The 22,598-nt window shown below is 60.2% G+C and carries 21 protein-coding genes; 15 read left to right on the plus strand and 6 right to left on the minus strand.

Annotated features, from left to right (window positions below; all coding sequences use genetic code 11):
• Positions 1-48: 48 nt before the first annotated feature.
• The 7 genes from serC to B5E60_RS02305 all read left to right on the plus strand — a co-directional run bounded on the left by serC (position 49) and on the right by B5E60_RS02305 (position 6,577).
• Positions 49-1,122 (plus strand): 3-phosphoserine/phosphohydroxythreonine transaminase, encoded by a 1,074-nt coding sequence (serC, locus tag B5E60_RS02275; protein WP_087309258.1) that lies wholly within the window; start codon positions 49-51, stop codon positions 1,120-1,122.
• 111 nt (positions 1,123-1,233) lie between these two features.
• Positions 1,234-2,157, plus strand: coding sequence for a 3-phosphoglycerate dehydrogenase (locus B5E60_RS02280; protein ID WP_087309317.1), 924 nt, complete (start codon positions 1,234-1,236; stop codon positions 2,155-2,157).
• A gap of 105 nt (positions 2,158-2,262) precedes the next feature.
• Positions 2,263-3,519 (plus strand): DUF1015 domain-containing protein, encoded by a 1,257-nt coding sequence (locus tag B5E60_RS02285; RefSeq protein ID WP_087309259.1) that lies wholly within the window; start codon positions 2,263-2,265, stop codon positions 3,517-3,519.
• A 407-nt stretch (positions 3,520-3,926) separates the two neighbouring features.
• On the plus strand, positions 3,927-4,154 hold the full coding sequence (locus B5E60_RS02290; protein ID WP_087309260.1) for a 4Fe-4S binding protein: 228 nt from the start codon (positions 3,927-3,929) through the stop codon (positions 4,152-4,154).
• 3 nt (positions 4,155-4,157) lie between these two features.
• Positions 4,158-5,252 carry a 3-methyl-2-oxobutanoate dehydrogenase subunit VorB gene (locus tag B5E60_RS02295; protein WP_087309261.1) on the plus strand — a complete coding sequence of 365 codons (1,095 nt, stop codon included), beginning with the start codon at positions 4,158-4,160 and terminating at the stop codon, positions 5,250-5,252.
• 5 nt (positions 5,253-5,257) lie between these two features.
• Positions 5,258-6,028 carry a thiamine pyrophosphate-dependent enzyme gene (locus B5E60_RS02300; protein WP_087309262.1) on the plus strand — a complete coding sequence of 257 codons (771 nt, stop codon included), beginning with the start codon at positions 5,258-5,260 and terminating at the stop codon, positions 6,026-6,028.
• Positions 6,029-6,031: 3 nt separating this feature from the next.
• The gene (locus B5E60_RS02305) at positions 6,032-6,577 is read left to right on the plus strand and encodes a 2-oxoacid:acceptor oxidoreductase family protein (RefSeq protein WP_087309263.1); all 546 of its coding nucleotides are present in this window, start codon (positions 6,032-6,034) and stop codon (positions 6,575-6,577) included.
• 108 nt (positions 6,578-6,685) lie between these two features.
• Here B5E60_RS02305 and B5E60_RS02310 read toward each other — a convergent pair whose 3' ends face one another.
• The 5 genes from B5E60_RS02310 to B5E60_RS02330 form a co-directional block, all read right to left on the minus strand.
• A complete protein-coding gene (locus tag B5E60_RS02310; protein WP_087309264.1) occupies positions 6,686-7,378 on the minus strand; it encodes a PEGA domain-containing protein in 693 nt (230 codons plus the stop codon).
• A gap of 346 nt (positions 7,379-7,724) precedes the next feature.
• The gene (fmt, locus tag B5E60_RS02315) at positions 7,725-8,702 is read right to left on the minus strand and encodes a methionyl-tRNA formyltransferase (protein ID WP_087309265.1); all 978 of its coding nucleotides are present in this window, start codon (positions 8,700-8,702) and stop codon (positions 7,725-7,727) included.
• 3 nt (positions 8,703-8,705) lie between these two features.
• A complete protein-coding gene (locus B5E60_RS02320) occupies positions 8,706-9,929 on the minus strand; it encodes a bifunctional 3,4-dihydroxy-2-butanone-4-phosphate synthase/GTP cyclohydrolase II (RefSeq protein ID WP_087309266.1) in 1,224 nt (407 codons plus the stop codon).
• Positions 9,922-11,430, minus strand: a complete 1,509-nt coding sequence (locus B5E60_RS02325) for an LptF/LptG family permease (protein ID WP_087309267.1) — start codon at positions 11,428-11,430, stop codon at positions 9,922-9,924. Before B5E60_RS02325 ends, B5E60_RS02320 begins: the two co-directional genes overlap by 8 nt.
• Positions 11,414-12,259 (minus strand): metal ABC transporter permease, encoded by an 846-nt coding sequence (locus B5E60_RS02330; RefSeq protein WP_087309268.1) that lies wholly within the window; start codon positions 12,257-12,259, stop codon positions 11,414-11,416. Before B5E60_RS02330 ends, B5E60_RS02325 begins: the two co-directional genes overlap by 17 nt.
• Positions 12,260-12,356: 97 nt before the next feature.
• On the opposite strand from B5E60_RS02330, the gene mtaB reads away from it, so the two are divergent.
• The 7 genes from mtaB to B5E60_RS02365 all read left to right on the plus strand — a co-directional run bounded on the left by mtaB (position 12,357) and on the right by B5E60_RS02365 (position 19,978).
• Entirely contained in the window at positions 12,357-13,667 is a 1,311-nt protein-coding gene (mtaB, locus tag B5E60_RS02335; RefSeq protein ID WP_087309269.1) for a tRNA (N(6)-L-threonylcarbamoyladenosine(37)-C(2))-methylthiotransferase MtaB, read from the plus strand.
• A gap of 91 nt (positions 13,668-13,758) precedes the next feature.
• Entirely contained in the window at positions 13,759-14,571 is an 813-nt protein-coding gene (locus B5E60_RS02340; RefSeq protein WP_087309270.1) for a hypothetical protein, read from the plus strand.
• A gap of 6 nt (positions 14,572-14,577) precedes the next feature.
• Entirely contained in the window at positions 14,578-16,023 is a 1,446-nt protein-coding gene (locus B5E60_RS02345; RefSeq protein ID WP_239403170.1) for a TrkH family potassium uptake protein, read from the plus strand.
• Between the two features lie 8 nt (positions 16,024-16,031).
• On the plus strand, positions 16,032-17,579 hold the full coding sequence (locus B5E60_RS02350; protein ID WP_087309319.1) for an SPOR domain-containing protein: 1,548 nt from the start codon (positions 16,032-16,034) through the stop codon (positions 17,577-17,579).
• A gap of 46 nt (positions 17,580-17,625) precedes the next feature.
• Positions 17,626-18,096: an NfeD family protein gene (locus B5E60_RS02355; RefSeq protein ID WP_087309271.1), complete on the plus strand. Its 471-nt coding sequence runs from the start codon at positions 17,626-17,628 to the stop codon at positions 18,094-18,096.
• 12 nt (positions 18,097-18,108) lie between these two features.
• The gene (floA, locus tag B5E60_RS02360) at positions 18,109-19,080 is read left to right on the plus strand and encodes a flotillin-like protein FloA (protein ID WP_087309272.1); all 972 of its coding nucleotides are present in this window, start codon (positions 18,109-18,111) and stop codon (positions 19,078-19,080) included.
• A 76-nt stretch (positions 19,081-19,156) separates the two neighbouring features.
• Positions 19,157-19,978: an alpha/beta hydrolase gene (locus tag B5E60_RS02365; protein ID WP_087309273.1), complete on the plus strand. Its 822-nt coding sequence runs from the start codon at positions 19,157-19,159 to the stop codon at positions 19,976-19,978.
• Positions 19,979-20,053: 75 nt separating this feature from the next.
• Here B5E60_RS02365 and B5E60_RS02370 read toward each other — a convergent pair whose 3' ends face one another.
• Complete coding sequence (locus B5E60_RS02370; RefSeq protein ID WP_087309274.1) at positions 20,054-20,839, minus strand: CDGSH iron-sulfur domain-containing protein; 786 nt, start codon at positions 20,837-20,839, stop codon at positions 20,054-20,056.
• Between the two features lie 148 nt (positions 20,840-20,987).
• Here B5E60_RS02370 and B5E60_RS02375 point away from each other — a divergent pair, with 148 nt between their 5' ends.
• Positions 20,988-22,472, plus strand: coding sequence for a hypothetical protein (locus tag B5E60_RS02375; protein WP_087309320.1), 1,485 nt, complete (start codon positions 20,988-20,990; stop codon positions 22,470-22,472).
• The last annotated feature ends 126 nt before the right edge of the window (positions 22,473-22,598 follow it).

The raw sequence follows: 22,598 nt of genomic DNA on the forward strand, positions 1-22,598 counted from the left end.
AAAATTAACAGACTGAAATCCGAACAACCAAATCTCATAACAATTATTATGAAAAAGCACAATTTCAATGCGGGACCGTCCATTCTTGCGGACGAAGTGATCGAAAAAGCAGCCAAAGCCGTACTCGATTTCAACGGATCGGGACTTTCGATTCTTTCGATTTCGCACCGCACGAAGGACTTTGACGCCGTGATGGCCGAGGCCGACGCGCTTTTCCGAGAGCTGCTCCACATTCCGGACAACTACAAGATCATCTACCTGGGCGGAGGTGCGAGCACCTATTTTTATGAGATTCCCGCCAACTTCCTGGGCAAGAAGGCCGGCTACGTCAATACGGGCGTCTGGTCGAAGAAGGCCATCAAGGAGGCCAAACGCTACGGCGAAGTGGAGGTCATCGCCTCGTCCGAGGACCGCAACTTCACCTATATCCCCAAGGGATTCACCATCCCCGAGGATCTCGACTACCTGCACATCACCTCGAACAATACGATCTACGGTACGGAGTACCACGAGGATCTGACCTCGCCCGTGCCCCTGATCGCCGACATGTCGTCCGACATCCTGTCGCGTCCGGTCGACGTGACGAAATACGCCATGATCTACGGCGGTGCGCAGAAGAACCTGGCTCCGGCCGGCGTGGCCTTCGGCATCATCCGCGAGGATATGCTCGACCGCATTGTGCGTGACCTGCCGACGATGATGTCCTACCGCACGCACGTCGAGAACAACTCGATGTTCAACACGCCTCCCGTCTTCCCGATCTACGTGCTGATGGAGACGCTGCGCTGGCTGAAGTCGATCGGCGGCGTTCCCGAAATCTACCGCCGCAACCGGGAGAAGGCCGCCCTGCTCTACGACGAGATCGACCGCAACCCGTTGTTCCGCGGTACGGTCGAGAAGGAGGACCGCTCGCTGATGAATATCTGCTTCGTCATGCAGGAGGGCTACGAGGATCTGGCTCCCGAATTCCTCGAGTTCACCAAGAGCCGCGACATTGTCGGCATCAAGGGTCACCGTCTGGTGGGCGGCTTCCGTGCCTCGTGCTACAACGCCCTGCCGATCGAGAGTGTCCGCGTGCTGGTGGAGTGCATGCAGGAGTTTGCCGCAAAACACGCCAAATAGCCGACGCCGATGCCTCTTGTCACACGCGTCCCGACCGGATACGACACCCTCACGGGCGAAGTGAAGGCCTGGGATTATCAGGAAATGTTGAACAACGAAATTTTGAAACCCATGAAGATACTGGTAGCTACGGAGAAGCCTTTTGCCAAGAAGGCGGTCGACGGCATCCGCGAGATCGTCGAAATGGCCGGTTATGAACTGGCGCTCCTCGAAAAATACACGGACAAGGCACAGTTGCTGGAGGCCGTGGCCACGGCCGATGCGCTGATCGTGCGCAGCGACAAGGTCACCGCCGAGGTGATCGCCGCCGCTCCCCGTCTGCAGATTGTCGTGCGGGCCGGCGCGGGCTACGACAACGTCGATCTGGCCGCCGCCACCGCACGCGGCATCGTGGTGATGAACACCCCGGGGCAGAATTCGAACGCCGTGGCTGAACTGGCCATCGCCATGATGATCTATATGGCCCGCAACCGCTTTACGCCCGGTACGGGCTCGGAGATCCAGGGCAAGACGCTCGGCATCCATGCCTACGGCCATGTCGGCCGGCTGGTGGGTCGAAAAGGCAAGGCGCTGGGAATGAACGTCGTAGCCTACGATCCGTTCCTGACCGATCCGGAGGTCTTCGCGGCCGACGGCGTCGAGCAGGTGGCTTCGGTCGAGGAGCTCTACAAGCGGGCCGACTACCTCTCGCTGCACATCCCCGCCACGGAGCAGACCAAGGGCTCGATCGGCTATGGGCTGCTGATGTCGATGCCCAAGGGTGCCACGCTGGTCAATACGGCCCGCAAGGAGGTGATCGACGAGGCCGGGCTGATGCAGGCGCTGACCGAACGCGAGGATCTGAAGTACATCACCGACATCGCCGCCGGCAACCAGGCCGAGCTGGACGAGAAGTTCGGCAAACGGGTCTTCGCCACGGCGAAGAAGATGGGTGCCGAGACGGCCGAGGCCAACATCAACGCCGGACTGGCCGCCGCAAACCAGATTGTCGATTTTCTGAAGAACGGCAACCGGAGGTTCCAGGTCAATAAATGACCGGGCCGCGCGGAACGTTGAGAAAGGCGGGTGCGACGTGTACGGACCCGCCTTTCTTACCTTGAACGATGAACAACCTGAAACAATAACCGACAAAGAGAAACTATGGTACGTATCAAACCGTTCCGGGCGGTCCGACCGCCCAAGGAGCATGCCGCCGAGGTGGCGTCGCGTCCGTACGACGTGCTGAATTCGGCCGAAGCGAAGGCCGAAGCGACGGAGCGCTCGCTGCTGCATATCATCAAACCCGAGATCGATTTCGAACCCATTGCCGACGAGCATTCGCAGGAGGTCTACGACAAGGCCGTGGAGAATTTCCGCGCCTGGCAGAAGAAGGGATGGCTGCAGCAGGATCCCGAGGAGTACTATTATATCTATGCGCAGACGATGGAGGGCCGCACGCAGTACGGACTGGCCATGTGCTGCCATTTCGAGGACTACCTCTCGGGGGCCATCAAGAAGCACGAGCTGACGCGCCCCGACAAGGAGGAGGATCGCATGATCCACGTGCGCAACCAGCAGGCCAACATCGAGCCGGTCTTCTTCGCCTACCCCGACAATGCGGAGATTGATGCCATCGTTGCGGACGTGGTTGCGCACAATGCCCCGGAGTACGACTTTACGGCGGCCGACGGTTTCGGCCACAAGCTGTGGGTGATCCGCGACCGCAAGACCAACGACCGCATCACGGAGATCTTTGCCGGGATTCCGGCGCTCTACGTGGCTGACGGCCACCACCGTACGGCTGCTGCCGCCCGCGTGGGCGCCGAGTGCCGCGCGAAGAATCCCAACCATACGGGCACGGAAGAGTACTGCTACTTCCTGGCCGTGACGTTCCCGGCCAGCCAGCTGCGGATCATCGACTACAACCGCGTGGTGAAGGATCTCAACGGCCTGACTCCCGCGGAGCTCATCGAGCGGCTCAAGGAGTCGTTCGAGGTCGAGGACAAGGGAACGGAGGAGTACCGTCCGACGGGGCTGCACAACTTTTCGATGTACCTCGAGGGGCACTGGTGGAGCCTGACGGCCAAGCCGGGCACGTACGACGACAACGACCCGATCGGGGTGCTGGATGTGACCGTACTGTCGAATCTGGTGCTGGACCGGATCCTCGGGATCAAGGATCTGCGCACCTCGAAGCGGATCGACTTCGTGGGCGGTATCCGGGGGCTGGGCGAGCTGAAGCGCCGGGTCGACAGCGGCGAGATGAAGGTGGCCTTTGCGCTCTACCCCGTCTCGATGCAGCAGCTGATCAACATCGCCGACACGGGCAACATCATGCCGCCGAAGACAACGTGGTTCGAGCCGAAACTGCGTTCGGGCATGGTGATCCACTCGTTCGCCGAGGAGAAGACCAAATAGCAGCCGGCGGATCGGTTGTCCGGTCCGTAGTCGAGAGAAAAGGGGTGATACGGTTGAGGCCGGATCTCCCCTTTTTTTGCTCATGACCTTACGGACGTGGCAGCCGCAACGACGGGATTCCTCGTCGTGTTTATCGGCGGCTCGCTGGTCTTTGTGGTCTGGGCCATTTTCTTCCTGATGTGGTTTTGCTCGGCGGGAACTCCCGGCGAAAACCCCTGTGGCCCCGATCCCATACAGACGGAGGACTGATGCGAAAAACACGATTCCGGCTCGGATCCCCGCCCACCGGCTGGGAGGATGCTGAAAGCACAATTATATTACGAATCGGCGAGAATTTATAACGAAAATAAAAGTGGGCACGGAAAATTTCGTATATTTGTAAGCAACTTAACAATACTATCGATGTTATGGCAAAGATCAAAGGAACTATCGTCGTTGACAGAGAGCGCTGTAAGGGGTGCGGAGTTTGCGCCTCGGTGTGCCCGTGCAATGTTCTTGCCCTGTCGGCGGAGGTGAACAGTAAAGGCTACCAGGTGGCCTGGATGGCGAATCCCGATGCGTGCACGGGCTGCGCTTCGTGTGCGGTGATTTGCCCTGACAGCGTCATCACGGTTTATCGTCAAAAATTCGAATAAGCGATGGCAGAGAAGGAAGTAAAACTGATGAAAGGCAACGAAGTGATCGCCTATGCGGCGATTCGCTACGGTTGCGACGGATATTTCGGCTATCCGATCACCCCGCAGTCCGAGGTGATGGAGACCCTCATGGAGCTCAAACCGTGGGAGACAACCGGTATGGTGGTGCTCCAGGCCGAATCGGAAGTCTCGTCAATCAATATGGTATATGGTGGCGCCGCCACGGGCAAACGGGTCATGACTTCGTCGTCGAGCCCCGGTATCAGCCTCATGTCCGAGGGGCTGAGCTACCTGGCCGGTGCGGAGCTGCCCTGCCTGGTGATCAACTGCCAGCGCGGTGGCCCGGGTCTGGGTACGATCCAGCCTTCGCAGGGCGACTATTTCCAGGCTGTCAAGGGTGGCGGCCACGGTGACTACCACCTGATCGTCTTCGCCCCGAACTCCGTGCAGGAGATGCACGACCACGTGGCCGAAGCCTTCGATCTGGCCTTCAAGTACCGCAACCCGGCCATGATCCTGGCCGACGGCGCCATCGGTCAGATGATGGAGAAGGTGGTGCTGGCTCCGCAGCGTCCGCGTCGTACGGACGAGGAGATCAAGGCCGAGTGCCGCTCGTGGGCAACCTACGGCAAACCGGCCGACCGTCCGCGCAACATCGCCACGTCGCTCGAACTGCAGTCGGAGAAGATGGAGATCATCAACAAGCGGCTGCAGGAGAAATACAAGGCGCTGGAGGAGAACGAGGTGCGCTACGAAGCCATCGAGTGCGACGATGCGGAATACGTCATCGTGGCCTTCGGATCGTCGGCCCGCATCTGCTCGGCGACGGTCGAGATGGCCCGTGCCGAGGGGCTGAAGGTGGGTCTGCTGCGCCCGATCACGCTCTACCCCTTCCCGACCAAACAGCTCGCCGAACTGGCCGCACGCGGCGTGAAGGGCTTCCTGTCGGCCGAACTCAATGCCGGACAGATGGTCGAGGACGTGCGTCTGGCGGTCAACGGCAAGGCTCCCGTGGAGCACTACGGACGTCAGGGCGGCATGATGTTCACCCCCGACGAGGTGCTTCAGGCCCTGAAGGAAAAACTGATTAAAAAGTAGAAACGATGGCAGAGGTTGAAATCAAACAGGAGAATCTGGTTTACGCAAAACCGAAACTCATCACCGATAATGTCATGCACTATTGCCCGGGCTGCAGCCACGGCACGGTGCACAAACTCGTCGCCGAGGTGATCGACGAAATGGGCCTCGCAGACCGTACGGTGGGCATTTCGCCCGTAGGCTGCTCGGTCTTCGCCTACAATTACATTGATATCGACTGGATCGAGGCCGCCCACGGACGTGCACTGGCCATCGCTTCGGCCGTGAAGCGCCTGTGGCCGAACAACATGGTCTTCACCTATCAGGGCGACGGCGACTTGTCGGCCATCGGTACGGCGGAGTCGATCCATGCGGCGGCGCGCGGCGAGAATGTCGTGGCCATCTACATCAACAATGCCATCTACGGCATGACGGGCGGCCAGATGGCGCCGACGACGCTGCTGGGCATGAAGACCTCGACGACCCCCTATGGACGAGATCCCCGTCTGAACGGCTATCCGTATAAGATTGCCGAGATGATGGCCCACTTGGACGGTGCGACCTACATCACGCGTCAGAGCGTCCACACGGCGGCCAACGTGCGCAAGTGCAAGCGTGCGATCCGCAAGGCGTTCGAGAATGCGATGGCCGGGAACGGCTTCTCGCTGGTGGAGGTCGTGGCGACCTGCAACAGCGGCTGGAAACTCTCGCCCGTGGCCTCGAACCGCTGGCTGGAGGAGAACATGCTGCCCTACTACCCGCTGGGTGATATCAAGGATGTAAAAAAGGAGGAGTAGACAATGAAAGAGACATTGATCATAGCAGGATTCGGAGGACAGGGAGTCCTCTCGATGGGCAAGATTCTGGCCTATTCGGGCGTGATGCAGGACTATGAGGTTACGTGGATGCCCTCCTACGGTCCGGAGATGCGCGGCGGAACGGCCAACGTGACGGTGATTCTTTCCGACCGGAAGATCTCCTCGCCGATTGCGCACGAGTACGATACGGCGATCATTCTGAACCAGCAGTCGATGGAGAAGTTCGAACCGCTGGTCAAGCCGGGCGGTGTGCTGATCTACGATACGAACGGGATTTCGCGCCATCCGGTCCGCACGGACATTTCGGTCTATTCGATCGATGCCACGGCCGAGTGTGCGAAGATGGGTCAGGCGAAGTTGTTCAATACGATGATTCTGGGCGGCTATCTGAAGGTTCGTCCGATCGTCGAGATGGAGAACGTGATGATCGGTCTGAAGAAGTCGCTACCGGAGCGGGCATGGAAGATGCTTCCGCAGAACGAGGAGGCAATCCGCCACGGCGGCGAGATCATTCACAAGATCCGGTAATCCGGTAAACGTCAAATTGAAAATACCCGAATCGATTATAATCGATTCGGGTATTTTTTGTAAAGAGAGGGAACGAAACGGAGATCGTTCCGGCATTCGCGGGGGATTTTATTCCTCGTCTTTGGGAACCAGCATGAAGAAACTGCTTATTTCCTGTTGATCAAGAGCCTGGCGGACATTGAACCGTTTTACCTGAGCCTCGTACCCCGATTTCATCACTTTGATTTCAATTTGTACGTTTCGGGCATTCTCGTAGGTAAGTCCCAGAATGTTGAAGGCGCGGGTCTCCTCATAAGGAGTCGTCATCAGATAAGTTTCATTTGTATTCTTTACCTCTGCCGGGACGCTTGAGAGCACACGATAGAATACTCTGGCCCCTTGGGGATCGGAATCGATTGCCCATCGGATGATGGTTTGTTCGAGAGAGGTCTGTCCCGGTGTATCACGGCTGACTCTTTCTTTGGCTGCTCCCTCGGGGATGGTAGGGTCCTGCGTATAGGGGGTCGGAGTGAGTCGGCAGGACAATTCTGAGGGGTAGGCCTTTTTGCCGTCGAACTGCTTTTGCTTGACAACGAGCAGCTTCCCGTCCTCATATCCTTTTTTCTTGAAAGTGACGGTAAATGATTTTCCGCCCGGAGTTTTGATCATGGTTGGCGTCTTCTGGTTGGTCGGCATTCCGTTGATGAAGACTTCGGCATTGGCCGGTTCCGAGTTGATAACGATTCGTTTTTGGGCGGAAGTGGACTCTGTGGCAAGAAGAAGTCCGAGGAGAGACAGTGAGGTAAGAAGAAGATTTTTCATGTTCTTTCAAGTTAAGCCGTGTCCCTGCGGCAGTTGTTGGGTCAGAAGTGAAGATATAAAAAACGTGGGACAAAACTTTTATCTGCTTTTCGAGGTTCTGGAATACCTGTGCTGCCAAATAAAGAGTAAAGCCCACGTAGAAACGTGAGCGTTTACGCCTTACTCCTGGCAGCTTGTGAAATTTTCCAGATTTCGAAAAGCAAGAGATAAAGCTAACGCTTTTTATATGTATGTACCGGCGCTTTTCGTGCGGGGACGGTACGGGGTTTTTCAAAGAAAAGGGACGATTGTTTTATTTAACCATAGGCATAAACATTTTGTTTTCGACAAATATATCCATTTTTTGTCATTTCTCAAATTTGTACTGCTGCACGTCGCGCCAGCCGAGAAGCAGGTCGTGCACCGAAAGGCGCTTCTTGCCGGCGATCTGCAGCTCCCCGAGGCGGATCCAGCCGTCGGCACACGCCACGCGGATGAAGCTCCGCCCGTCGCTTTCGACCGTGCCGCAGGCAATCTCCGCGTGGTCTGCCGCCTCGAACTTCGCCGCGAAGATCTTGGCCGTCAGCGCCTCTTCGCCCGAACCCTCGCGGTACATCGCCGTCCAGGCGGCCGGATAGGGCGACAATCCGCGGATGAAGTCGACGATGCGCTTGCCGGGCTGCGTCCAGTCGATGCGGCAATCCTCCTTGAAGATCTTCGGCGCCGGATGCAACGTCGATTCGTCGATCCCCTCCTGCTCGATCGGTTGGATGTCTCCGGCCGCGATGCGTTCGACGGTCTCCAGCACCAGACCGGTTCCGATCTGCATCAGCCGGTCGTACATCGTGCCGATGGTATCCTCTTCGCCGATCGGCACGCGGATCTGCCCGATGATGGCCCCCTTGTCGATCTCGTGGTTCAAGAGGAAGGTCGTGACGCCGGTTTCGCGCTCGCCGTTGATGATGGCCCAGTTGATCGGGGCTGCACCGCGGTATTGCGGCAGCAGCGAGGCGTGGAGATTGAAGGTTCCCAGCCGGGGCATGGCCCAGACCACCTCGGGCAGCATGCGGAAGGCGATGACGATCCCCAGATCGGGCTTCCAGGCCTGCAGGGCCTCGATGAATTCCGGATCGCGCAGCTTGACGGGCTGCAGCACGGGCAACCCCAGCTCGCGTGCGGCGATCTTCACGTCGCTTTCGTGCAGCCGCTGACCGCGGCCGGCGGGTTTGTCGGGCGTCGTGACGACCCCCACGACGTGGTAGCCACCGGCGACCAGTGCCCGCAGCGAGGGTACGGCAAACTCGGGCGTACCCATGAAGACGATGCGCAACTCCTTGCCGCTCATATACTACTCCTTTTTCAGCCCCAGCGTATGGTGCATGCGCTCCTGCTTGGTTTCGAGATAGTGTTCGTTGTAGGGGTTCGGGGCGATGACGATCGGGACGATCTCGTCGATGCAGAGTCCGTAGCCCTCCAGCCCGGCGCGTTTGAGCGGGTTGTTGGTCATCAGCCGCATGTGGCGGATGCCCAGTTCGCGGATGATGCTGGCACCGACGCCGTAGTCGCGCTCATCGGCCTTGAAGCCGAGCTTGAGGTTGGCGTCGACCGTATCGAATCCCTCGTCCTGGAGTTTGTAGGCGTGGATCTTGTTGCAGAGTCCGATGCCGCGTCCCTCCTGGTTGAGGTAGATGACGGCACCCTTGCCCTCCTTCTCGATCATCTGCATGGCGCGGTGCAACTGCTCGCCGCAGTCGCAACGGTACGATCCGAAGATGTCGCCCGTGGCGCACGACGAGTGGACGCGCACCAGCACGGGTTCGTCCTCCGTCCATTCACCCTTGGTCAGGGCGACGTGCTCCAGTCCGTTGGATTTCTGGCGGAAGGGCGTGATTTTGAAATCGCCCCATTCGGTAGGCAGCGGTACGGTAACCCCCTTTTCGATGATCGACTCCTGCTTCAACCGGTAGGCGATCAGCGAGGCGATCGAGATGATCTTCAGTCCGAACTTTCGGGCCTTCTCCTGCAACTGGGGCATGCGGGCCATCGTGCCGTCCTCGTTCATGATCTCGATCAGCGCTCCGGCGGGCTGCAGCCCGGCCAGACGGGCCAGGTCGACCGCCGCCTCGGTGTGGCCCGGACGGCGCAGGACGCCCTTTTCACGGGCGCGCAGCGGGTTGATGTGTCCCGGGCGTCCCAGGTCGGTGGGTTTGGTCGAGGGGTCGGCCAGCGCACGGATCGTGGCGGCGCGGTCGTGGATCGAAACCCCCGTGGTGCAGTCGTGGCCCAGCAGGTCGACCGTCACGGTGAAGGGCGTTCCCAGCAGCGAGGTGTTGTTCTCCTCCATCATGTTGAGGCCCAGCTCCTCGCAGCGCTTCTCGGAGAGCGGGGCGCAGAGGACGCCGCGACCCTCCTTGAGCATGAAGTTGACGATTTCGGGGGTGATTTTCTCCGCGGCGATGATGAAGTCACCCTCGTTTTCGCGGTCCTCGTCATCGACAACGATGACGATTTTACCGTTGCGGAAGTCCTCGATGACCTCCTCCACACTGTTCAGTATCGTCTCTTTAGCCATTGCGTTTATTGCGTTTTTTGATTTTTATCCGATTTTTCCATTTTCCGAATCTCGGTCCCAGCCAACCCTCCACGCGATCCTTCATGGCCTTGACCTTGCCGGCATACCAGTCGGTGTCGAGCAGTGCGGAGTCATTCGTGGCCTTGTAGGTGAGGTAGACGGCGATGGGTGTGAGGATGAACGTGGAGATCCACATGCCGTAGATGGCATCCCACGTACCCTCCTTGGCCATCTTCTCGCCCGTGAGGCTGATGACGTAGTAAATCACGAAGAAGATCACCGACACGACCACCGGAAGTCCCAGACCGCCGCGTCGGATGATGGCTCCGAGCGGTGCGCCGATCAGGAAGAAGATCAGGATCGACACCGGGAGCGAGATTTTGCGGTGCCACTCGATTTTCGAGCGGTACAACTGGTTGAGGGCCTCCTTGGCCGTCGATTCGTCGAAGGCGAACATGTTGCGGGAGTTCTTGGCCAGCGTGCGGGCCTGGTCCCAGACCTTCTCCTTTTCGCGGGTCGGGAGCCCGGGCAGAGAATCCGTGGCCAGCAGGTCGCGGAAATGGCTCTTGTCGATCTTCAGACTGTCGGCTACGGGCAGCACCGTATTGTCGCGCACGAAGATCTGCTCCTTGAGCAGCGGTTCGTAGGAGGTTGTCGTGGCGTCGTTGACGCGGATTTCGAGCGAATCGATGTCGTGCTGCAGTTCGTGGATGTTCTTGGTCTGGGCGTTGGAGAACATGTCGGCGTCGGAGCGTCCCATGGCGAAGCCGTCCATCGGGATGACCTGCTTCTGCAGGTCGAACGTATGGTGGCGCAGGACGCTCTTGGTGAACCACTGGCTGTTGCGGGTCTGCTCGTAGGTCTGGCCGTGGAAGAGCGTCACGAGCAGGTACTTCTTGTCGTCCGACAGGCGGATGTAGCCCGAATCGGCGACGATGGTGTTCATGTTTCCGTTCGAGGCGCGGTTGTCGTAGATCAGCACGTCGGTCAGCAGATGGGTCTCGGGGTCCTGGTGTCCGACGCGGATCGACATGTTGTCGATGCCGTTGAAGAAGAGTCCGTCCTGGAATTCGAGGCTCTGCTTCTGCTGGCGGATGTCGTAGATGATGCTGAACATCTTCTTGTTGGAGTACGGCACCAGGTTGTTCGAGATGAAGAAGCTGCCCACGGCGACGATTCCCACGACGATGATCAGCGGCTGGGTGATCCGGACGAGCGACATGCCGGCCGACTTCATGGCCAGCAGTTCGTAGTTTTCGCCCAGGTTTCCCATGGTCATGATGGCGGCCAGCAGCATCGAGAGGGGCAGCCCCATGGGGATCATGTTGGCCATGGCGTAGGACATCAGTTCGATGATGATTCCGGCGCTGAGGCCCTTTCCGACCAACTCGTCGATGTATCGCCACACGAAGTTCATCATCAGCACGAACATGACGATGAAGAACGTGAGGACCATGGGGCCCAGATAGGCTTTCAGGACGAGTTTATGAATGGTCTTCATGCGCGTGAAGCGGTTTTTTCTGCGACAAAGATACGAGTTTTACCGAAACGAGTGCCACGGTGAGCACAAATATTATGGCGGCGCCGGGCGGGACCTCGAGGTGGTAGCTGAGAATCAGGCCGGCGACGTTCCCGGCGACGGCGACGATCGGGGCCGTGAGGGCGATCGTCCGGTACGAGCGGGCCAGGGTGTTGACGATCACCACGGGCATCGTGAGCAGCGAGATGAGCAGGACGATGCCCATGATGCGGATCGAGAGGACGATGGCCGTGGCCACCAGGGCGGCCATGACGTAGGAGATCACACGGGTGGGGATGTTGCGCGAGCGGGCGAAGTCGCGGTCGAAGGCGACGTACATCACGGGGCGCAGCCACAGCAGGGCCCCGATCAGGATCAGGGCCGTGAGCAGGGCCAGGGCCCGGACGTCGGTATCGGTGACGGTGATGATGCTGCCGAAGAGGTAGGCGGCCAGGTCGCCCGACGTGTATCCGGGACGCAGGCTCATGAACAGGGCGCCGACGGCCATGCCGATGGACCAGATGATGCCGATGGCGGAGTCTTCGCGGATGCGGCCGCGCGAGCCGGCCCACTCGATGCCCAGGGCCGAGAGTACGGCGAAGATCCAGGCGCCGACGATGGGGTTCGTGCCGGCCCAGAAAGCGATGCCCAGACCGCCGAACGAGGCATGGGTGATGCCTCCGGCCAGGAAGACCATGCGGCGGCAGACGACGTATGTACCGATCAGTCCGCACGTTATGCCCGAGAGGATGCAGGCCGCGAGTGCGTTCGAGAGGTAGCCGTATTGGAAGACGTCGCTGAAAAACTCCATTTTTGGTTTATATAGCGTGCAAATTTACGCTTTTTTATCGGAAAAGCCTCCTTCTTTCGGAGGGATTTCGTAATTTCGTGCCGTAAAAAAGGAATTCATGCAACCTCGAAGAGTCAATTTTCATACGTTGGGCTGCAAGCTCAACTTTTCGGAGACATCGACCTTGGCGCGGGAGTTCGAGCAGGGGGGCTTCGTGCGTGTGGCGCCGACGGCCGAGGCGGACATCTGCGTGATCAACAGCTGTTCGGTGACCGAGCATGCCGACAAGAAGTGCCGCAATCTGATCCGCAAGCTCCACCGCCGCAACCCCGATGCGATCATCGCCGTAACGGGGTGCTACGCCCAGTTGAAACCGCAGGAAATCGCCGATATAGAAGGTGTTGATATCGTGTTGAGCAACAATGATAAGGGGGATTTATATAAACGGGTGGTTGAACTGTCGGGCAAGGGCCGTGCACAGGTCTACAGCTGCGATACCGATTCGCTGACGTCGTTCTTTGCGGCCTTCTCGAGCGGCGACCGCACGCGGGCCTTCCTCAAGGTGCAGGACGGCTGCGACTACTGCTGCTCCTACTGTACGATCCACTACGCCCGCGGCGCGAGCCGCAACATGCCCATCGCCGATCTGGTCGAGGAGGCGCGGCGGATTGCCGCCGGCGGTCAGCGCGAGATCGTCCTCACGGGGGTCAATACGGGTGATTTCGGCCGTACGACGGGCGAACGCTTCATCGACCTGCTGCGGGCGCTGGTCGAGGTCGAGGGGATCGACCGTTTCCGCATCTCCTCGATCGAGCCCAACCTGCTGACCGATGAGATCATCGACTTCTGCGCTCACAATCCCAAGATGATGCACCACTTCCACATTCCGCTGCAGAGCGGTTCGGACCGCATCCTGGGGCTGATGCGCCGCCGCTACACCTCGGCACGCTTTGCCGACCGCATCGCCTCGGTGCGGCGCGTGATGCCCGACGCCTTCATCGGCATCGACGTCATCGTCGGCTTTCCCGGCGAGACGGAGGCCGATTTCCGCACGACGTACGACTTCCTGGCCGATCTGAAGCCCGCCTTTCTGCACATCTTCCCCTTCTCGGAGCGTCCCGGCACGCCGGCCGTCGATCTGCCCGGCAAGGTACAGCCGTCGGTGGCCACGCGCCGTGTGGCCGAACTCGAGGAGCTCTGCAACCGGCTCCACGGCGAATTCTGCGCCCGGGCCGTCGGTACCGAGGACGAGGTGCTCTTCGAAAGCACGCGCCGCGGCGGCATGATGTTCGGCTTCACGGGCAACTACCGCCGCGTGAAGGCCCCCTACGACCGTTCGCGCGTCAATACGATCTGCCGCGTGGCCCTCGGCGAGATGGATGCCGCGCACGATCTCGAAGGACGGATTCTCGACCCCGCAGAGGCGTAGATGGCGGGCCCGGGGCAAAAATCTCCCGCGAGATTGGCTTTTGCGCCCGACTTTTCGTATCTTTGCCGGAAAGTAAGATCCTGTTAAAGTTATGACCGGTTTGCGTAAACGGGTGACGGTTGGTTTTCTGAGCATCGTCTGCCTGCTGTTTTTTTCCGGGATGGTCTCGTTGCTCGAACTGGGCCATCTGAGCCGCGATACGGGCGAAATCCTCAAGGCCAATGCCCGTAACATCGAGCTGGCCAAGGAGATGCTCGATGCCGCTCACGAACAGAACATGGCCCTGATCCGCCTGTCGGTCTTCGGCGACCGGTCGCGCGACAGCGTCTGCCGCGCCTGCATGGACCGGCTGGAGAATACGCTGCTCGTGGCCCAGAACGAAGCCCTCGACAAGACGTTCCTCGATTCGCTGGCCTTCGCCACCACCGAGATGCGTATCGTCACGGACAACTACCTGGCCTTCGGCGATTTGCGACAGAGGGACTCCCTGGCGGCCGTACATGGCCCGGCTTCCGCCGCAAACCGCCCCGATTCGCTGGGTATCAAGTGGTACAACGAGGAGTACGAGGCCCTCTACGGCCGGCTGACCGATGCCATCAAGAACTACATGACCTCGACGCAGAGCTCGCTGGCGCCGCGTGCCGAGCAGATGAAGAAGAATGCCTACCGGGCCGTGACTCCGGTGCTGATCTCCGTGGCGGTGATGATCGCCATCGTGCTGATGCTCTTCTATTTCATGTTGCTCTACTGCGTCACGCCCATCGAACGCATGAACAGGAGTCTGGGCGACTGGCTCTCATTCCGCATCCCGTTCAACGTCAAGGGCGACCTGAAGGACGAGGTCCTCGAACTCAAGGAGCGCATCGAAACGCTCATCAACCAGTCGAAACAACCCAAAGCCTGATCCGCGATGCGTGTCGAAGTGGTACTGCGATATATCGGTGTCGTGATGCTGTTCATCGCGATGTTCATGCTGCTCTCGGCGGGAATCTCCTATGTGAGCGGCGTGGACTCGGCCTTCTATCCCCTGCTGCTCTCCTCGCTGCTGACGGCCCTGCTGGGGGCCTTCCCGCTGATCTTTGTCGGCCCCTGCACGCAGATCACCAACAAGGAGGGTTTCTGCATCGTCGTCGGAGCCTGGCTGGTGGCCTGCGTGGTGTCGATGTTCCCCTACCTGATCTGGGGCGGGGAGTTCACGTTGGTCAACGCCTGGTTCGAGAGTGTTTCGGGGTTGACGACCACCGGCTCGACCGTTCTGAACGACGTCGAGGCACTGCCCCGCGGACTGCAGTTCTGGCGCTTCTCGACCACGTGGATCGGCGGTATGGGCGTGGTGATGTTCGCCCTGGTGATCCTCCCCTCGATGGGCCGCAGCAAGATGATGCTTTCGAACGTCGAACTCTCGGCCATGGCCCGCGACAACTACCGCTACCGTTCGCAGATCATCGTCCAGATCCTGCTGGTGGTCTACGTCGGACTGACCGTCGTGTCGACGCTGCTGCTGAAACTGGCCGGCATGAACTGGTTCGATGCCCTGTGCCACGCCATGTCGGCTTGCGCCACGAGCGGATTCTCGACCAAGAACGCCAGCGTGGCCTACTTCAACAGTCCGGCCATCGATACGATCCTGATCTTCGTGATGGCCATTGCGGGCATCCACTTCGGACTGATCTACGCTACGGTGACCGGCAAACGCAACAATCTGTTCCGCTCGGAGGTGACGCGCTGGTATCTGGGCATGCTGCTCGCGGGTGGCGTGCTGATCGCCGTGAGCCTCTATGCAGCGGATGTCTACCCCACGCTCTCGGCCTCGTTCCGCCACGGCATGTTCCAGTTCGTTTCGCTAGTCTCGACGTCGGGCTACGCCACCGCCGATTCGAATACGTGGACTCCGTTTGCCGTCATTCTGCTGATCTTCGGCTCGATCGTCTGCGCCTGTGCGGGCTCCACGGCCGGAGGTATCAAGGTCAACCGAATGGTGTTGGCCGGCAAGATGCTGCGCGCAAAACTCAAACTGCAGCAACACCCCAATGCCATCATCCGTATCCGGTTGGACGGAACCATTCAGGACAATGAGATGCTGTATACGGTGATGATCTATATTGTCGCCTATCTGATGTTCATCCTCGCCGGAACGATCTTCGGCACGCTGCTTGGGGTCGATCTGACGACGAGTTTCACGGGTTCGGTCGCCTCGATAGGCAACGTCGGACCGGGATTCGGCCAGGTGGGCTCGATGGACAACTTCTCGGCGCTGCCCTCGGCCTTCAAGGTTTCGAATACGCTGCTGATGCTGCTGGGGCGTCTGGAGATTTTCGGTCTTATACAGATCTTTTTGATTAAATGGTGGAGATGATCCGAAGTATGTTTCGCAAGACTTTTACCTATATGTTTGCGGCGCTGCTGCTCTCATCGGGGGTATTGCTGGCACAGCAGCCCGCCGTCGAGGCCCGCATTGCCGGTCTGGAGAACAATGCCGAGTACATGTCGCTGCTGGGCGAGGATGCCCGGTTGCAGCAGCGCGAGGATTCGATCGTGAATGCCGTGGCGCAACTGAGGCGTCAGCTGCGCGAGGATCCGGCACGCCGCCAGGAGTATTCGCAGCAGATCCTGCAGCTCGAAAGCCGGATCTTCGAGATCCGCAATGCGAAGGGCCGGCTGATCGACCGCATCAATACGATCGAACAGGAGTGGGTGCTGGCCAATCTGAACGGCGGCGTGCCGTCGGCGAACACCGCCGCGGAGAATCCGGCCGTGACGGTGCCCGATTCGCTGAAGGTGCGCAATCTGGTTGACAACCTCTACTTCCGCGAACATCTGGCCGAGGCCGATTACACGGCGCTGCGCCGCTCCCAGCAGCTCGAACCCCGCGCCCGGGAGTATGTCGACCGTTTCATGGCCAACTACGCCACGCTCCGCGATCTGGCCGAAACCTACGCCGCGGTGCAGACCGAACAGGAGGCCATGGAGATCTACGGACGGCTGAAGACCCTGCAGGGGGTGAACCGCGTCTTGTCGGATTCGCTCTCCGAGGTGTGGAACTACATCTTCGACAACAAGAACTACGCCTACGGTTATCTGCTCGATGAACTGGGCCAGGAGGAGATCCTCTCGCGCGAGGAGAAGGCTCTTTCGCGGGCGGCCCGCCGGCTCTCGGAGCTGAGCGATTCGACCGAATCGACGGCCGTGACGGACTATCTGCTGCGCAAACGGGTGTTGACCGACTACGAGACGGCGGTGGCCGGTGTCCTGTCGCTCGATGCGGCCCGGGATTCGCTGCGGGGGGTGGCCTCCGTGCTGGCGCAGGCGGACGAACGGCTGCCGCGTATCGCCGTGGCTGAACGCTACTTCCTGGACTACGACAGCGTGGCCTTCTCGTCGACGCCCAAATACACGTACAAGAACCCGATCCCCGAGTGCAAGGTCTACGCCAACGGCACGATCTACCGCATCCTGCTCGGAACGTTCAATACGAAGCGCGCCGCCGCGACCTTCCGCGGGGCCTATCCGCTGTTCTATCTGATCAACGACGACGGCAAGTGGTGCTACTATACGGGCGGTTTCGCCACGCTGGAGGAGGCGCAGGCGGCCCAGAAGGTGTTGAAGGAGCACGGTTTCGTGCGTCCGGAGATCGTGGTCTGGACCGACGGCGCGGAGCGGAACCTCTCGCGCGACCCCGAGGCGCAGAACCTCGCCTACCGGGTCGAGATCACCGGAACGGAGGCCCTCTCGGATGCCGTCAAGCAGGCCATCGCCGAGACGGCCGCCGGGCACGAACTCTCGCGCGTGGGTCAGCAGCTGTTCGTCGTCGGCGGGTTCAACGACCGCGCCGTGGCCGACCGTCTGGCCGATGCCGTCCGTCAGTTGGACCCCGCACTCGAAATTAAAGTGGTCGAAATGCCCAATCCGTGAGAATTTTTTGCTATCTTTAACTCCATAAAATCCCTCGAAGCGCTTTATGGAACTCTTCTACATCATTCTGCTCGTCTTCTTTGGCCTGCTCTTCCTGCTGGCCGAACTGGTGCTGCTGCCCGGAGTCTCGATCGGCGCCATCCTGTCGCTGGTCTGCTACGGAAGCTCGATCTATCTGGCATTCAGGGATTACGGTACGACGGGCGGCGTGGTGGTCATCGCGGTTGTGCTGCTGTTGTCGCTTCTGGTGGTCGTCGTATCGCTGCGCGCCCGGACGTGGCAGCGCTTCTCGCTGCGGCAGGAGATCCGCTCGTCGAGCATGTCCGTGCTGCCGGCCGACGAACTGCAGGTCGGTGACCGCGGGCGCACCCTCTCGCGCCTCTCGCCGATGGGCAAGGTCGAGATCGGCGGCCGCACCTACGAGGCCAAATCCACCGGAGCCTACGTCGATCCGCAGCGCGAGGTCGAGGTCGTGGGCTTCGAGAATTTCAGTGTCATTGTCAAACCCCTCCCATAAAACACGTAACGTATGAATCTTCAGCTTGGACTGATCGCCTTGATCGTCGTCGTGAGCCTCTTTGCCATCTGGCTCATCTTCTATTTTATTCCCGTGGGACTGTGGTTCTCGGCGCTGGTGTCGGGCGTGCGGATCAGTCTGCTGCAACTGGTGCTGATGCGCTGGCGCAAGGTGCCCCCTTCGATCATCGTCTCGTCGATGATCGAGAGCACGAAGGCCGGTCTGACGCTCAACCCCAACGAGCTGGAGGCCCACTATCTGGCCGGCGGCAACGTCACGAACGTCGTCCATGCACTGGTCTCGGCCCAGAAGGCCAACATCCTGCTCGACTTCAAGATGGCCACGGCTATCGATCTGGCGGGACGCGACGTCTTCGAGGCGGTGCAGATGTCGGTCAATCCGAAGGTGATCAACACGCCGCCGGTGGCCGCCGTGGCCAAGGACGGCATTCAGCTCATCGCCAAGGCCCGCGTCACGGTGCGTGCGAACATCAAACAGCTGGTCGGCGGTGCCGGTGAGGAGACCGTGCTGGCGCGTGTGGGCGAAGGCATTGTCTCGTCGATCGGTTCGGCCGCCACGCACAAGATTGTCCTCGAAAATCCCGATTCGATCTCGCGCGTGGTGCTCGAGAAGGGGCTCGATGCCGGTACGGCCTTCGAAATCCTCTCGATCGACATCGCCGACATCGACGTGGGCAAGAACATCGGCGCCCAGCTGCAGATGGACCAGGCCCAGGCCGACAAGAACATCGCCCAGGCCAAGGCCGAGGAGCGGCGTGCCATGGCCGTGGCTCTGGAGCAGGAGAACCGTGCCAAGGCCCAGGAGGCCCGTGCGAAGGTGATTCTGGCCGAAGCCGAGGTGCCGCTGGCCATGGCCGAGGCGTTCCGCAACGGAAACCTCGGAATCATGGACTATTACCGCATGAAGAACATGATGGCCGATACGCAGATGCGTGAGACCATCGCCCGGCCGGAGAAGAAATAGACGGCTTTGTTGACGGAATGGTATCGGGGCGCTGCGGCGCCCCTTTTTTGAATTCGGGACCCGAACAGCAAACACAATGATGAAGCGAATCCTTTTTCTGGCGGCAGCCCTTCTGATCGGGGTGGCCGCCGAGGCTGCGCGGATTGATACCGTGGCGGTCTTCAGCACCAAAATGCAACGTGAAATTCCGACCGTGGTGGTCCTTCCCGATGTGGCCGGCGAGGGGCATCGCCTCCCGACGCTCTATCTGCTGCACGGTTACGGCGGATCGCACCTCTCGTGGCTCGGAATCACCGACCTGCCGCGTCTGGCCGACGGTTTCGGTATGATTCTGGTCTGCCCCGACGGCGCAAACAGCTGGTACTGGGACAGTCCGCTTGATTCCCGCTCGCAGTTCGAGACCTTCGTCGCGCAGGAGCTGGTCGACTGGATTGATGCCCGCTATCCGACCTTGCCCGTGCGTGAAAAACGGGCCATCACGGGATTGAGCATGGGTGGCCACGGCGCTTGGTGGATTGCACTGCACCATCGGGACCGGTTCGGTGCGGCGGGTTCCACCTCGGGAGGTGTGGATATCCGCCCCTTCCCCGATTCGTGGGAGATGAAGCGGCAGCTGGGCGAAGAGAAGGAGTTCCCCGAACGCTGGCGCGACCACACGGTGATCGAACAGGTCGACAGCCTGAAAAACGGCGATCTGGCCCTGATCTTCGATTGCGGGTACGAGGATTTCTTCTATGAGGTGAATCTGAATCTGCACAAGAAGCTCCTCGATCTGGGCATCGGGCACGACTTTCAGGTGCGACCCGGGACGCACAATGCGGCCTATTGGGCCATTTCGCTCCCCTCGCAGATGCTCTTCTTCTACCGTTATTTCGATCCCCGGGCGCTGAAAAAGTGATCCCCGGAACGGATCCCGGGGAGCACTGAAATCCGGACGGCCCGCTTTCGGCCGTCAAGGTGCACTGCATACGGGCTACGGAACGGGAACGGCCTCCCGTTCGGTGAGCGGTTCGGACGCCTCCTCCGGTGCCGCATCGAGGTGATCCTGCCACTTGATGGAGGCGTGGGTGCCGTCGCAGTAGGGCTTGTTGGCCGACTGGCCGCAGCGGCACAGCACCATGCGGTTGCGGATCTCGTAGGTTTGCCCCGTCTGGCGGCGCAGTGGAATGCCTCCCCGCACCCACAGCCCGCCGCTGGAGCCGATGGCCGGATCCTCGATCAGCCCCAGACTCGGTTCGAAACGAAACTCGTAGGGACGTCCCGAATCGCGGTCCCAGGCCATCAATCGTCCGCCGGGACACATCGAGGCGGCCCGGATAGCCAGGCGGCGCGAAGTCGGATCGCCGGACCGTTCGGTCAGCGTCCAGGCATCTCCCGAGGCGTGGCAGAAGCGCGCGAAGACACAGTATTGCGCATTGTCGCTCATGGCGAGGGTCTCGCCGCGGATCTCCTCCGAATGGGCCAGCAGCGGTTCGTCGCGGGCCGTGAGTGTCGGGTCCCAGCGGGCCGACGTATGGCTTCCGTCGCAATAGGGCTTGTGCTTCGAGGCTCCGCAGCGGCACAGGGCCGTGGGTTCCGAAGCGGTCGGAAAATGACGCCCCGGCAGAAAGTACCAGCTTTCGTATTCGGCATTGAGCATGATGAACTGCGTGGCCAGCGGCGGACGGCCGTAGACCAGATAGGGACCCTTCTCGCTCACGGTGATCGAGTAACGGTCGTCGGCCTGACGGCTTCCGGTTTCAATTTTCGGTGTCGACATATACTATATGCTTTTCGAATTCGTTAGTCCTTCGGCGGCAATAATTGTTCCGGATGCAAAAATCGCCGCTGTCGTGTGGGATTTGTCCCGCTTTTTGGTATCTTTGCAACGGTTTTTGGAATTGAAATTCAGTAAATACACGATGAATATGAAAAGATTCGCCGGGTGGTGTTGTGTGCTGGCCGCCGCCCTCTTCATCTCGTGCGGCAAGGACGATGTGACCGGGTCGCTTGCGTTCGACGAACCCGCCATCTTCTTCTCCGAAGGGGATACCGAGTCCGTGACGGTCCACTTTACGGCCTCGAACCTCGATACCTTCTCCATCTCGAGCAAACCGAGCGGGTGGGACAATGTCGTCGTCAACAGCGCGGCCATGACCGTTACGGTTACTCCGCCGTCGACCTTCGACGAGGAGAATGTCAAAACCGGTACGGTGACGCTGAGCGGTTCGGGGCGCGACGGTGCCGCCGGCAGCGCTTCGATCTTCGTCGGGGTGGTTGCCCGGCAGGATCTCTCGGCGCCGCGGGCCAACAGCTACATCGTCTCCCAGAAGGAGACGAACTACCTGCTTGACGTCATGCACCGTCCCGACGACACTTCGCTGGCAACGGCCTCGGTGGGCGTGGTGTGGCAGAGCGCTTCGAGTCTGATCCAGTATGTGACGCTCGACAACGGCAAGGCCTCGTTCTACGTCGGTGCCGACAGCAACGACGAAACGACGATCAAGTCGGGCAATGCCGTGATCGGTGCCTATGATGCCTCCGGAGCGCTGCTCTGGAGCTGGCACATCTGGGTGACCGCGTACGATCCCTCGGCGACAGCCGGCCAGCGGCTCTTCAACGGGTACACGATGATGGACCGCAACCTCGGAGCGCTGGCTTCGGGCAATGAATCGACGGACGATATCCGCTCTTCGTACGGACTCTATTACCAGTGGGGCCGCAAGGATCCCTTCATCGGTCCGTCGACCTACAACTTTGCCAACGGTACGGCCGCCACGATCTACAACGGCAGCAATGCAAGCCTTTCGGCGACTCCGGTGGAGACGAGTTCCTCGAACGGAACGGAGGATTACGCACGGCTTAATCCGCAGCTCTTCCTGAAGGGGGTCGAGGCGTCGGAGTACGACTGGCTGTGGAGCCACGACGCCGCGCTGTGGACGATTCCCGGCACGGACAAGAGCCTCTATGATCCCTGTCCGGCCGGCTGGCGCGTAGCTCCGGCGGCTGCCTTTGCGGGGCTGACGCCCGAGGCCGCCTCGCTGGAGTGGGCCAATACGAAATACAGCGTGACGCTGGCCAAAGACGGCGTTTCGTCGCTCTTCATGGGGGCCGGACAGCGCACCTATCGCGACGGCAAATTCCAGAACTTCTATTTCACGGATGCCGATCCGAAGAGTACGCGTGCCGACGAGGCCCAGCCCTGGATCGGCCTCTACTGGACGGCCAATGCGTCGATAGCGGAGAATCTCTCCGCAGCCGTCTATTTCCACTACGGCAGTACGGAGGCCGTTGAGGCCTCCTACGACCTGCGGCGTGCCGGTGGACTCCCGGTCCGCTGCGTGAAGGAGGAGCAATTTCGGCCGCAGAGGGGCTCGCAGGTGCGGATACCCCGGCAGCCAGACCCTCAATAGAGCCGGTTCCCGTTTGAGGGGACCGGCCTCTTTTTTCCCGACGCAGAGGCGGAGGAGCGGTTGTGCAATCTGTCAGGGGAATTCCGGCGTCGACCCGGAATTTCGGTACGACACTTGCAAGGATTC

It is taken from the genome of Alistipes sp. An116 (assembly GCF_002161005.1).
Lineage (GTDB): Bacteria > Bacteroidota > Bacteroidia > Bacteroidales > Rikenellaceae > Alistipes > Alistipes megaguti.